Source organism: Pedobacter sp. (genome assembly GCF_035566355.1).
In the GTDB taxonomy this organism is placed as follows: Bacteria; Bacteroidota; Bacteroidia; order Sphingobacteriales; family Sphingobacteriaceae; genus Pedobacter.
In genome coordinates this window covers 1-12,852 of sequence record NZ_DATMRL010000405.1, presented here as the reverse complement: position 1 = coordinate 12,852, position 12,852 = coordinate 1, and the positions used below count along the sequence as shown (strand labels likewise).

Annotated in this window: 15 protein-coding genes; 14 read left to right on the top strand and 1 reads right to left on the bottom strand. The window is 40.2% G+C overall.

What is annotated here, in order from left to right:
- The first annotated feature begins 94 nt into the window (after positions 1–94).
- The 5 genes from VNZ46_RS15685 (at position 95) to VNZ46_RS15665 (ending at position 2,176) form a co-directional block, all read left to right on the top strand.
- Entirely contained in the window at positions 95–511 is a 417-nt protein-coding gene (locus tag VNZ46_RS15685) for a hypothetical protein (RefSeq protein WP_325561008.1), read from the top strand.
- Complete coding sequence (locus tag VNZ46_RS15680; protein WP_325561007.1) at positions 508–699, top strand: hypothetical protein; 192 nt, start codon at positions 508–510, stop codon at positions 697–699. Before VNZ46_RS15685 ends, VNZ46_RS15680 begins: the two co-directional genes overlap by 4 nt.
- A gap of 4 nt (positions 700–703) precedes the next feature.
- On the top strand, positions 704–1,093 hold the full coding sequence (locus VNZ46_RS15675) for a helix-turn-helix transcriptional regulator (protein ID WP_325561006.1): 390 nt from the start codon (positions 704–706) through the stop codon (positions 1,091–1,093).
- Between the two features lie 73 nt (positions 1,094–1,166).
- Positions 1,167–1,463 carry a hypothetical protein gene (locus VNZ46_RS15670; protein WP_325561005.1) on the top strand — a complete coding sequence of 99 codons (297 nt, stop codon included), beginning with the start codon at positions 1,167–1,169 and terminating at the stop codon, positions 1,461–1,463.
- A gap of 56 nt (positions 1,464–1,519) precedes the next feature.
- The gene (locus VNZ46_RS15665) at positions 1,520–2,176 is read left to right on the top strand and encodes a hypothetical protein (RefSeq protein ID WP_325561004.1); all 657 of its coding nucleotides are present in this window, start codon (positions 1,520–1,522) and stop codon (positions 2,174–2,176) included.
- 37 nt (positions 2,177–2,213) lie between these two features.
- On the opposite strand, the gene VNZ46_RS15660 is transcribed toward VNZ46_RS15665, so the two are convergent.
- Positions 2,214–2,702, bottom strand: coding sequence for a hypothetical protein (locus VNZ46_RS15660; protein ID WP_325561003.1), 489 nt, complete (start codon positions 2,700–2,702; stop codon positions 2,214–2,216).
- A gap of 394 nt (positions 2,703–3,096) precedes the next feature.
- Here VNZ46_RS15660 and VNZ46_RS15655 point away from each other — a divergent pair, with 394 nt between their 5' ends.
- The 9 genes from VNZ46_RS15655 to VNZ46_RS15615 all read left to right on the top strand — a co-directional run.
- The gene (locus VNZ46_RS15655; RefSeq protein WP_325561002.1) at positions 3,097–3,426 is read left to right on the top strand and encodes a hypothetical protein; all 330 of its coding nucleotides are present in this window, start codon (positions 3,097–3,099) and stop codon (positions 3,424–3,426) included.
- A gap of 629 nt (positions 3,427–4,055) precedes the next feature.
- Entirely contained in the window at positions 4,056–4,982 is a 927-nt protein-coding gene (locus VNZ46_RS15650) for a hypothetical protein (protein WP_325561001.1), read from the top strand.
- A gap of 330 nt (positions 4,983–5,312) precedes the next feature.
- The gene (locus VNZ46_RS15645; RefSeq protein WP_325561000.1) at positions 5,313–5,489 is read left to right on the top strand and encodes a hypothetical protein; all 177 of its coding nucleotides are present in this window, start codon (positions 5,313–5,315) and stop codon (positions 5,487–5,489) included.
- Complete coding sequence (locus VNZ46_RS15640; RefSeq protein ID WP_199082868.1) at positions 5,482–6,114, top strand: hypothetical protein; 633 nt, start codon at positions 5,482–5,484, stop codon at positions 6,112–6,114. Before VNZ46_RS15645 ends, VNZ46_RS15640 begins: the two co-directional genes overlap by 8 nt.
- A gap of 257 nt (positions 6,115–6,371) precedes the next feature.
- Positions 6,372–7,019 (top strand): DUF6266 family protein, encoded by a 648-nt coding sequence (locus VNZ46_RS15635; RefSeq protein ID WP_325560999.1) that lies wholly within the window; start codon positions 6,372–6,374, stop codon positions 7,017–7,019.
- 65 nt (positions 7,020–7,084) lie between these two features.
- Positions 7,085–7,726, top strand: coding sequence for a DUF6266 family protein (locus tag VNZ46_RS15630; RefSeq protein ID WP_325560998.1), 642 nt, complete (start codon positions 7,085–7,087; stop codon positions 7,724–7,726).
- Between the two features lie 100 nt (positions 7,727–7,826).
- Positions 7,827–8,408, top strand: a complete 582-nt coding sequence (locus tag VNZ46_RS15625; protein WP_325560997.1) for an RNA polymerase sigma-70 factor — start codon at positions 7,827–7,829, stop codon at positions 8,406–8,408.
- A 61-nt stretch (positions 8,409–8,469) separates the two neighbouring features.
- Complete coding sequence (locus tag VNZ46_RS15620) at positions 8,470–9,621, top strand: FecR family protein (RefSeq protein ID WP_325560996.1); 1,152 nt, start codon at positions 8,470–8,472, stop codon at positions 9,619–9,621.
- Positions 9,622–9,636: 15 nt separating this feature from the next.
- A partial coding sequence (locus tag VNZ46_RS15615; protein WP_325560995.1) for a SusC/RagA family TonB-linked outer membrane protein occupies positions 9,637–12,852 on the top strand: 3,216 nt, incomplete at its 3' end.

Sequence of the window (12,852 nt, the reverse complement as noted above, 5' to 3'; positions counted from 1 at the left end):
CTGAGACTGTTATTCGGGCAAATAATTATTGATTCGTCCTAAATACATCTACCTATGAAAAAAACATCAATCTCCTAATTTAACCTCTACCAAGATGTCAAAACAAGGATTAAGACCCTGTATAAACCTATATGTTCAGCTTCTGGATATCCTGGCAGATAGCTCCATTGATATTCCAGCATCTATGCGTGTCAGAGCTGAAAAAGCTTACCAAAACTTATCGAGTTTTCTTTTTGAAATAATTTTATCTCAGAAAGGAGATCTGGAGCATAAAAGGTCGGTCATTAAAAAGTTTCTTTTTTTATTACTATCCAGAAGCTCGGGAATCCTTAAGAAATATGATATAGATCCATCCCATCCGGGTTCTACTTTGGATCTACGTCAATCCATCCTGATGGAAATCAGGACCGGTTTACTCCGCATCTTTCACCTCATTATTTACCAAGGGCTGGAAGACATCTTCCTGGAACTGAATCTGGTGTATCGTCGAATTTTAAAACACAGTTTATGAAAGAGAATTTTATCCCTGAAGAACTGGTTAAAGCTTTCCTGGAGCATGTGGACGGGAAACCATTTACGCTACCAGAGATTGCAGTGGCTTTGGACCTAGATGAGGAAACAGCAGTAAGCATTCTGATCTATGTAATAGAAAACAAGCTGCTTGATGTGATTTGTACCTGGGTACCGAATAAAAAGTAAAAGGATGTTGCAGGAAACGAATACTTATACAGAGCGCTTTAGACTATTCGATTTAGACTACTGGCCTCCGGCCTTTAAGCGATTAAAGGTATTGCAATCTTTGATTGAACTGGATTTTAGGTATAACCGGGATATTTCTGTGTATGCAGTTAAAATGGATACCAGCATTCATGCTTTGAACAGATTTGCAAAGGCTTATTTGGGTAGATCGGTTTATGAGTTGCTGCAGGACAGGATTTACCGGGAGGCTTTGTATTTGCTGCAGTATACGAAGCATTCGGTCAAGGAGATTTCGGAGCTGCTGGGGTTTAGTGATACCCCGTATTTCAGCAGGTGGTTTAAACAAAGGGCAGGACAGACGGCTAAAGCGTATAGAAAGGGGCTAATGGGCTAACCCCTTTTTTTAATCCTGTATTCAATCAAATTTTTGCCAAGAATTATTATAAATCTAACCAAATACAAATTTTATGATCAAAACTAATGACCTGGTCCAGTACTTCTGGACCCACGCAAATCTCATCACCACCAAAGAAGGCGTGGAAGCTGCGCTTCATGGGGATCAACTTATCGAGGTAAGTGTGATGCTCCGCAACCATGAAGAAAATGTAGTGCGGCTGCAACTGAGAAGTGCTTTTACTTCGCCATTGAGATTCATTGAAGCCTTTAACCTTCAATACCCTGAAGATATTAAAAAGATCAGCATGGAAAACCTGATGATCTTGTATAAAAACGGGAAGGCGGAACTGTGTGTAACGGAATTCTAATAAACAACAAAATATAACTAGACCTATCCTATAAAAAAACTAAACTTATTAAATTAATGAAACTCAAAAAACCTGAAAAGGAGCTGATGGAAATCGTTCCGATGAATCCAAATACCATAGCTAAACTCCTCGAAATACTGAAACCAATTAAGAACCTTGGCCTGCCATTTGATAATTACCTGAAAAGTGTAATGGTTGCCAAACGTTGCCTGGGCACTCATGATATCCATGAAGAAGGCAAGATCATCAAAAGTGCTTATTATATTTCCAGTGGTTTTATCATCGCTTATTACTATACCAAGACTGGTGAACTGCGGGTGGTCAAGATATTTGGGCCCGGTTATATTGCTGCGGGCAATGGTTTTCTAAACCATAAAGTATCCAAATATAATCTGATGATCTTAAAGGGTACCCTGGTGTTGGAAATTACCTATGATCAAATGCAAAATGGTTATGCAGAGGTTCCGGGAATGCAGGAACTGGCTTTGTTAACCAAGGAAGATCTTTACGACGAAGACCTGCAGCTGGCAGAAATGTTGAGTAAAACCGGTGAAGAAAGGATACTTGAGTTTTACAAGCGGTTTCCAACATTGCTGAAGCTACCGAGGCTGCTTCAAGATAAGTATATAGCCAGTTTGTTGCACCTTTCTGTACCCAGGTTACAACATATCCGTGTTGACTTGTTTAACAGGGGTTTGTTACCTGTAAAATAGTTCCCGGTTTGCAGGTGCTGGTGGTTCTGGCATCTGCTCACATCACATTACGGAACAAGTTTTTATCATGTTTGAAGCTTACCTCTTTTAATATGAATTCGGCATCCGGCTGGTTCCCCCTGGAGCCGTTAACTATTCCTTTAGCGGTGAGGTTGATCAGGATTTCGTTTTCTTTTAGGTCTATAATTTCAATGCGCAGTTCTTCTATGTTCTCATGCTGAAAATAATAGATATTGGACAGCACCTCTTCACGCTGCTCATCATAGCCCTCTTCCTGATAAATAATCCTGCCTTTCCATAAGTCAATATCATCGGACGGGAGGATTGCTGTGGCTTCAAAATTTGGTTTTGCATTGATGATCTCCTGCAATTTATCGGCCCGTTTAATGGCTGCACTGGTCTCGAAGCTCAGTGTTAATTCCCAGATGTCATCTTCAGCTTTGTAGACATTGTATTTGGCGTCCTTTATCTGGAATTCTTCTGTACCAAATTCTGCATGGACAATAGTAAACAGATCTTTTTTCATTTTAGTGGCAGGTTGATATTCGAAATTACATATTCTGCGGGTTATCGCAGCAACATTTTTCTGACTTGTTTATCTGTGTTTATTGTCTTTGAAATAATTGGTTAAAACGGCTATATAGCTGTGTAGTATGTTTTTGTGCTCGTTATTTTTGAGTATATCAAATTAATTAACTCTGTTATGAATATTACGCATCTCGGTTACCCATTTACATTTCGAATTAAAGTAAACACTGCAGCCTTTCTTGGCCTGGTTAGCCCTGGCTTTGGTGTGGTCGGTTAATACCTGCGGGTGCCAGTGGTTCTGGTACCCGTTTGTTTCTTTCTGAATATTCGCCGCGGTGCACAGCGGGAGTAGAGTATATAATTCATCCATTTATTCATTTAAAAAACAAATTATGAAAAAATCGTTCAAAGCGGCTTTAATGGTCGTGCTGTGTGCTGGCGGATTGACCGCAGCTTTTGCTTTTAACAAATCGACGTCTGTTCAAAAGGTGGGTTTAATTGCTTATACGTACAATTTGGGTACGTCTACTGGTGCGAGGAATGCGTCTAACTGGACGCAGGCTACGGGTTCTACGCCGAGTTGTGGGGCTGCGGGTTCGGTGCCTTGTAAGGTTGTGTTTGATTCTTCGGTGTATCCTACGTTGCAGGATTACATCAACGATCAGCATTTTGCGAGTGATGCTGAGGTGGCTTATGGGCCTGGTGTGGTGAGTAAGCAGTAACCTTTTGTGAAAAATATGTTTTCTGATCGCGCTGAGCCTTACAGGCTCAGCGCGATCAGAAAACATATTTTTCTTGGGTGCAGACTTGTATTGTGTGTAATTGTATGCCGCCATTACCTCCTCCTCCTTTGGATCCGGATATTTTAGACATCTTGCTTCGGTTAGAGGGAAAGGTGGATTCGTTGGAAAATAAGGTGTGTTTAATTCTGGTTAGGGTTGCGCCGGAAACTGGGGTTTTGCCTGTTGATGATGAATGGTTGACGGCCAGGCAGGCTATGGAGTTTTTGTATATGGAGGAGAGGACGTTTTATAGGAGGAAGAGTGAGGTGCAGGGGAAGTGGGTGGTGAGGAGGGTGGGGAAGAAGTGGTTGTATTTGAAGTCTTCTTTGTGAAAAATAAGATTTCTGATGTCGCTGAGCCTTACAGGCTCTGAGGCTCCATCATGAAATCCTATTTTTCTTGGGCGCAGACTGGAGGGGGTGGCCGGGGAGGGTGGAGAGTTGGGTTGGGGTGTTTTTGGGTGTAAATAACGCTTAAATATTTCTTTGTATTATACTTTTGGATTTTATTGGTTAATATTTTTTATTTTAAATATCTCTGTATAAGTTTGCTTAACCAACGAAAAACGAATGGCAAAAAAAGCAGATATATTATGGAAGGGGATACTCGAAGATGTATTCGAAGACTTCCTTTGTTTTATTTATCCGAGTGCAAGGGGGATTATTGATTTTAGTAAAGAACCTGAATTTTTGGATAAGGAACTGGAACAGGTTTTTCCGCCGGAGAAGGATCAATTCTCTCCTAAAGTAGTGGATAAGCTGGTTAAGTTAAGAACGCATACAGGAGAGGAGGAATGGATTTTACTGCATATTGAGGTGCAAGGCAGATATGATAGCGACTTTAATAAAAGGATGCTTCGGTACTACTACCGTATTTTGGATAAGTATCAAAAACCTATTACTGCTTTTGTGATTTTTACTGAGTCTACAACACTTGACCGGATCAACCATTATGAAAGAAACTTTATGGGTACCCGATTATTTTACCAATTCAATACCTTGAAAATCTCGCAGCAAAAAGACGAGGACCTGTTGGCCAGCGATAATCCTTTTGCATTGGTTGTACTTAGTGCGAAAACTGCTTTTTGTGGGAAAAAACTGGGAACTGATGTTGAAAGGGACAGGGTTTTGAGAGAACTTAAACTGACGATTGTAAAGGCGTTGCATGCTAAGGGTTATCCGGAACATAAAATTACGAAGATCATGAACTTTTTAAGGTTTTATGTGAACTTTGAAACAGAGGAAATTAACAATATCTTTGAACAGGATATACAAACCATTACTGAAAAAACGACAACAATGGGTATAGAAGAATTATTATTGGCGAGAGCAAAACACGAGGGATTAAAAGAGGGGGAGAAGAAGTTAATAGCTGAAAAAAGAAAAGCTCTAGCAGAGAAAAAACAAATTGCGCAGATACTGAAGCAAAATGGTATTGAATGGAACATTATTGCCGAGTCGACTAAATTACCTCTCAGCCTCATTCAATCGTTGTAGATGTAGGAAAAGGTTTTTTGGAGCATTAAGTTCAATATAATATTTGAATAAGCCGGGGGAGAAATTCTTGCGGCTTTTTTTGTGAAAAATAGGATTTCTGATGTCGCTGAGCCTTACAGGCTCTGAGGCTCCATCATGAAATCCTATTTTTCCTGGGTGTAGACCGGGGAGGGTGGAGAAAAGGCAATGGAAAAATAAGGTAGAAATGGCTTTACTTGAAATCTTCTTTGGTTCAGTATAGGCTTTTTCGTTAAGTTAACTGTTTTACAGGGTATTGGTGAGATATGTAATTGTATTTATTAAATTTGTGTAATTGATAAAGAGATGATCATGAGTGATAAAGACGTAAAAAGACTTATTAATCTTGTTAAAGACGAATTAAAGAGAGAAACGACTAAAGAAGAGGCTTTGCAATCCTTAGTAAGTGCTGGTATTCTAAATAAAAAGGGGAAATACACTAAAAACTATCCAAACCTGGCAAGGCTTGCTGAGGCGCAGTATGTATAATGACAGACCAAATTTTATTCTTGGTTTTCATGGCTGCGATGAATCTGACTGTCATTCTTTATTAAATAGCTCTAGTAAAATCAAGTCCAGTAAAGAAGCCTTTGATTGGCTTGGCCACGGCATGTATTTCTGGGAAAATAATTATGAACGAGCTCTGATATGGGCGAAGGATAAAAAGAAAAGGGGTAAATTAAAAAATCCTGCTGTAATTGGAGCAATTATTCAACCAGGTCATTGTTGTGATTTTACCGATACGAAGTATATTGAAGTGATAAAAGCCTATTACAGATTGTTATCTGACAAGCATTATAAGGCAGGGGTTCCTTTACCAGTTAATAAAGACGTAAAACATGATCTTCATAAGGATCAACTGATGCGTGAATTGGATTGTACCACTATAGAATTTATGCATAACGGAATTTTAAACCAATTTAGCTCAGATGTGAACTCAAAAGGGTATAGTGAATTTCGATTGTTTGATTCAGTGAAAGGTGTATTTACAGAAGGTGGCCCAGCTTTTCCCGGTGCAGGTATATATAATAAAAGCCATATTCAAATTTGTGTAAGGAATTCAAATTGTATTAAAGGTTTTTTTCTTCCACGAACCAAAGCCGTTTGGCCTTAATTTTCGCTTCTATAATGAATATTTTGAGTAAATGTACCAGTGGAAAAATCAGTCCCGTGGTACCTACGTATGTCAAACACTGACAAAATCACTGTCAAACGCTGACAAAGTGCTTTGGGGTATAGGTGGTTAAATATTAGTGGTTTATGTTTGTTTCTGTAATTAGAAAGGTGGTACCGGTGCACAGGTACTGCGGGTCCTGCAGGCTAATTGATTACATAATTCACAAAAATGTTTAATTATAAAATCTCAAAGAAATGGGAACATATAAAAAGGGGATATTAAGTCCCTTCAGAGGAAAAATCGGGACGGTTATTGGAAGTGTCTGGAATGGGATATTCCACATGAAAAGTTTACCGGATATTACTCCGAACAGAAAGCCGACGACGGCTCAGTTGAATCAACAGATTGTCTTTGCTTTGATTACTAGTTTTTTAAAGCCTTTGAAAAGGGTGCTGGAAATCGGGTATCAATCTTTTACTAAGGGTGTGACGCCGGTTAATGCGGCTACGGGTTACCATCTTAAATTTGCGGTGACTGGTACGGCGCCTAATTATGAAGTGGATTATCCAAAGGTGATCTTTAGTGTGGGTGATCTGGAGGAGCCGAAGGAGCCTGGTGTTACGGCTACGGCTGGAACGGGGAAGATGGTCTTTGACTGGGGCGCCTTGATGGATTCGGAGGTGGGTAATCTGACAGACCGGGCTACTTTTGTAGCGTATAACCCGACGTTGAAGAAGTATACGACTATTCGCAATGTGATTGCGCGTAGTGCTTTAACTTACTCGCTGCAGTTGCCTGCGGCCTGGATAGGGCATGATGCGCATTTCTGGATGGCTTTTACCAGCCTGGATGGAAAGGTGGTGAGCAATAGTGCGTACGTGGGAATGAGTCCTGTACTTTAATTCTGGTATTGATCCGGCGGCTGTAAAGGCCGCCGGATTTGTTTTAAATCATCAAATGAAAAATCATGGCTAAATATAAAAACGGAATCACGGGTTCATTCTCGGGAAAGATTGGTCCGGTAGTGGGCGCTACTAACCGGGGGGTAGATTATATGCGTAGTCTGCCTGAAAAGATTACAAAACCTGCAAGTGTTGCGCAGCAAAACCGGAGGGTGATATTTGCTTTAGTGGTGGCTTGGTTAAGGCCTTTACAGAAATTGATCAATGTAGGATACCAGGTTTATACAGGTACTAAAACGCCTATGAATGGCGCAGTTTCCTATCATATAAGAGAGGCCGTTGTTCAGGATGGAACAGGTTTTAGCATTGACTTTGCAAAGGCCATTTTGAGCAGGGGTGAATTGCTTGTTTCTTTCATCAGGAGTGTAGTACTCCAAATGGATTCTACTTTGCATATCACCTGGGAAAACGGGCCTTTATCTGCCTTTTGCAAGGCCTCTGATCGGGCTGGTTTTGTGATCTACAATGTCAACAAAAAGAAGTTTGCTACTTTTAAAAATGTAGCTGCACGATCAGATTTGGCCGTTACGTTGAACTTGCCGAGGGGGTATGTTGATGACGTGTTGCATGGATGGATGCATTATGCAAATGAGAAAGGAGACCAGGTAAGTACGAGTGTGTATATGGGGCAATTGGCTGTTCAATAAAATAATAAATTATTATATATATTTGTTTAAAGTATTTGATCCGTACATACAGTAACATTCTCAAATAAAAAAGAGCTGGAATTAATATAATGCTATTCTGATGTACAACTATAAGAACCTTTCTGATCCGGAGCTCGTTGACTTGGCCAGAAAAGGTGACCATATCGCTTTTACGCAAATTTATGATCGTTATTGGTCTGTGCTTTATCTTCACGCAAAGAAAATGCTTCATGATGAAGAGGAGGCAAAGGATATTATACAGAATCTTTTCTACAATTTGCTCCAGGCCATACCTACCTTGAACTTTCAGATCTCTTTGTCTGCCTATTTATACAGGTCGGTAAGAAATATGGTTTTGGATGCAATAAGGCATCAGCAAACTGCGGCCAGGTACCTGGAATCTTTTAATCAAACTTTGCAGGAGAATCATTTAATTACCGACGATAGTGTTCGGGAGAGAGAACTCGAACGCCTGATTGAAAATGAAATCAAGCGGCTTCCTAAAAAAATGAGGGAGGTCTTTCTTTTGAGCCGGAAGGAACATTTATCTCATAAACAAATCTCAGATCGCCTGGGGATTACCGAACATACTATAAAAAGTCAGATCGGTAATGCCATTAAAATTTTAAGGATGAAAATCAATGTTGTTCTGATTGTTATCCTTTACGGATATTTTTTTTAAAAATTTCTCATACCATGGCACTACTTATACGTCATAGATGTAAGAAGGCAAGATAAATGATATGGAAGAAGCTGAATTTAAAAATTTACTGGGAAAATATCTGGAGGGCAATTGTACCAAGGAAGAATTGATTGCCCTGGAAACCTGGTATATTAAAGAAGGTAACAAAGACCATATTCAGGATAGGGGGCTTAATGATGCAAAAGAAGTGATCTGGAATCGCTTGGTAGCGCGTTCGGGAACGCAGTTGTCTGAGGTTAAGAAAGACAATAAGGAACGTTCTTTGTATTGGAAACTTGGAATCGCTTCGTCAATTTTAATTGTACTCACGGCAGGATTTTATTCTTATAGGGCTTATAGAAATAGCCAGACATTTAAAACATCTTCTCTCAGGACAGAAAATATACTTCCGGGTGGCAATAAAGCAATCCTTACCCTTTCCAATGGGGCTAAGGTGGTTCTTGATGAAACTCATAATGGTCAGCTGGCTAAAAATTCAGGTATACAGATTGTTAAATTGTCTGATGGACAGTTGCTGTATAAAATGTCAGATAGAAAAAATTCAATGGGTTCAACGGACTACAATACTATTGAAACGCCACTGGGTGGTCAATATCAGATTATTCTGGAAGACAATACTAAAGTTTGGCTCAATGCTGGTTCTTCCTTAAAATATCCAGTGGTTTTTAATGCTAAAAGAAGGGAAGTTGAGCTGACAGGTGAAGGTTATTTCGAGGTTTCAAAAGATAAACAAAGAAGGTTTTTAGTAAAGACAGAAACGGAGCAGGTAGAAGTTTTTGGAACGCATTTTAATATCAATGCTTATAAAAATGAGCATCTTGTAAAAACCACACTGCTTGAAGGTAGTGTGAAGGTTTCTAAAAAGGGAACTGAAGGCTTTGCATTTCTTGAACCCGGTCAGCAATCAGAATTCAGCAAGGGCAAATTTCAGATTGTACATGTAGATGCGGAAGAAGCGATTGCCTGGAAAAATGGATATTTTGTATTTGACAACGATGACCTGCAGACTGCCTTAAGAAAGGTGGCCAGATGGTATAGTGTTGACATAGAGTATAAGGAAGAACTGGGAGATGTTCAGATTGGTGGATCTGTTTCTAAATTCTCCGACATTAACAAAGTATTAAGTGTATTACATCTTACAACAGGGTTGAATTTCAAAGTAGAAGGAAGGAGGTTAATCGTCAGTCGTTAAAATTTTAAACCTTGCATGAAGGTCAAAGGCGGTGGAACGCCTCTGACCAATTTAATTGCAGCCTACAGCTTATCAATCTATAAACCAATTAAACAAACCAAATATATGAATTTCAAACATATTATGGGCTGGACAATCTATGTCCGTCCGGATTTAAAACGATATCTGATTATGAGGATTTCACTAACTTTTATTTTGATCACATTTGTGTTTCTGCAAATGAGTATTGCTGCCTCTGGTCAGAATATAAGTTTAAACGAAAAAAATGCCAACCTGAAAGAGGTCCTGAAAAAGATCAGAAAGCAAACGGGTTATACATTTATTTTTCTCAATAATATTATCCGGAATTCCAGACCGGTCAATATCGTTGCAGACCATCAGGACATCAGTTCTGTATTAGAAGCCACGTTTAAAGACCAGCCCTTAGATTATGTGGTCAATAACAAGACCATTATCATTAAAGCTAAAATACCAACGTTTATAAATCAATTTCCCCTTATCTTCAAGATGGATGTTAGAGGTAAGATTGTTGATGAAACGGGTGGTCCATTGCCGGGTGCAAGTATAAAGGTTAAAGACAGTAATGTGAGTACCACCTCTGACATCAATGGTTTATTTAGCCTGAAAGGTATTCCTGATCACTCTATCATTACGGTGTCTTTCATTGGATATCAGAGCATCGATTTAAAAGCAGAGTCTGGTGAGCAAATGCTGATCAGATTATCGCCCGTAGTATCTGTTCTGGGTGATGTGGTGATTGTGGGCTATGGTACCCAGAAAAAAGCCAACCTTATCGGGTCGGTATCGCAATTAAGCGCGAAGGATATTAATGACCGTCCGGTAACCTCATTATCCAATGCCCTGACCGGGCAAATGCCAGGGATCTCTTTGATACAAAGAAGCGGCCAGCCCGGAAAAAGTGGTGCAGCGATGCAAATTCGCGGCGTAGGTTCATTTGGGTCAATATCAAGTGCATTTATTTTGGTTGATGGAATTCCTGTGAATTCTTTTGACGATATAGACCCGAATGACGTAGCCAGTATTTCTGTGCTCAAAGATGCTTCAACGGCTGCTATCTATGGTTCAAGGGCAGCAAACGGGGTTATCCTTGTGACCACAAAAACAGGTGCCACTTCAAAAGGAAAGCTAAAGATCAATTACAATGGCTATGCGGGTTTACAACGGGCTACTGCTTATCCCGATTTTGTAGACTCCTGGGAATATGCAAGTTTGTTGAATGAGGCTTTGCCAGGTACTTATACACAGGCGCAGATCCAAAAATTCAAGGACGGCTCAGATCCGGACAATTATCCTAATGAGAACTATGTCAAGGATGTTTTTAAAAAATCAACGCTCCAGACGGCTCATAACCTGGGCATTTCCAATAATACAGAAAGTACAACGTATTTGCTGTCTGCGGGCTATTTGTATCAAAATGGCATTGTGGAAAAAAATGATTATACCCGTTATAACCTGCGTCTGAACATGACCAATGATTTCAGTAGGAAATTGAAACTCACCACCCGTTTGTTTGGGGCTAAATATGTAGATAATCAGCCGGCGCCTCCAGCTACGCTCGACTGGACAGATATGCTGACCAGTATTAGTCAGGTGATCAGGGTTCCTGCTATTTATCCGAACCGGCTGAGCAATGGTGACTATGGGCTTGGTGTTGTGGCTAAGGGCACTCCGGTTTCTTATTTTGACAATGACTCTTTTTACAAAAACAGGCAAACGGATCTTTTGGCAAACCTGAAGTTAGACTGGGAGGTGATCAAAAACCTCAAACTTTCACTGATAGGTGGTTATACGCAATTAACCGGTGAAGCACAACGCTTTTTAGCCAACCAGCGATTAAACAGCACGGTTACGCTCGGACCCGGGAGTTTAAACCAAAGTACCTTAAACAATTCTTATAAAACCTTCCAGCAACTGGCTGAATATAAAAAAGAATTTGGAAAGAATGAATTGGGAATCCTTGCAGGCCACTCTTATGAATACAACAGTTCAGGTAGCCTTTCTGCTAACCGTACCGGCTATAACAGCAATATTTTAACGCAATTAAATGCAGGAGATGCCAGTACACAGAAGAACAGCGGGACTGCAGCTGAATATACCCTGGATTCTTATTTTGGAAGGCTGAACTATAACTATGCCAACCGTTACCTTGCCGAGTTTACCTTAAGATACGATGGCTCTTCCAGATTCCCTGCAAATTCTAAATATGCTACTTTCCCTGCGGGGGCTGTTGGATGGAGAATTTCAGACGAGCCATTTTTAAAAGATAAAATCAGCTGGTTAACCGATCTTAAAATTAAAGCTTCTTATGGAACGCTGGGCAACCAGAATATTGGAAACTATGCTTACCAGGATGTATTTACTTCTGGTTATAATTATCCTATCGGAGGCTCATTGTCAACTGGTGTTGCCAATACGACACTGGTAGATCCTACCATCAAATGGGAATCGACCACAATAAAGGATCTGGGTATAGATGGTAGCTTGTTTAAAGGGAAACTGAATTTCAGCGCCACCTATTTCGACAGGTATACTTATGATATCCTGGTGAGTCCGGCTGCAAGTGTTTCCAGTGTACTGGGCTTTGGTGTAGGCGTTCAGAACTCGGGGAAACTGAGTAATAAAGGCTGGGAATTTACCCTGGATTATAAGAATACCATCGGCGCCTTTTCGTATGGCATTAATGGAAATTTCTCCATCATAAACAATAAGGTACTTGATCTGGGGGTTGGAAATATCAACCAGCCGAATGGAATGGTTGGAAATGGTTCGTCTCTTTTCATCAATTATCCGATGAATGTTTATTATGGTTATCAGACCGATGGTTTATTTGCAGATCAGAACAGTATTGCCAATTATGCCAATCAGAAAGCAATCAACCCAAATGTACAACCTGGCGACATCCGATACAAGGATGTCAGTGGTCCAAACGGTGTACCTGACGGGAAAGTAGACGCTGTTTATGACCGCACGGTACTGGGCAGTCAGATCCCAAAATACACTTATGGTTTCAACCTGTCTGCCAGTTACAAAAACTTTGACCTGTCTGTGCTCCTGCAGGGAATCAGTCATGTAAATGGTTACCTGGATAATTTTGCGGGCTGGGCATTTTATGGCAATGGTAATATTCAAAGGTACCAGGCCGATAACCATTGGTCGGTAGCTCATCCAGATCCAAATGCCAAGTACCCCAGACTGGAAAGTATTTCAAAT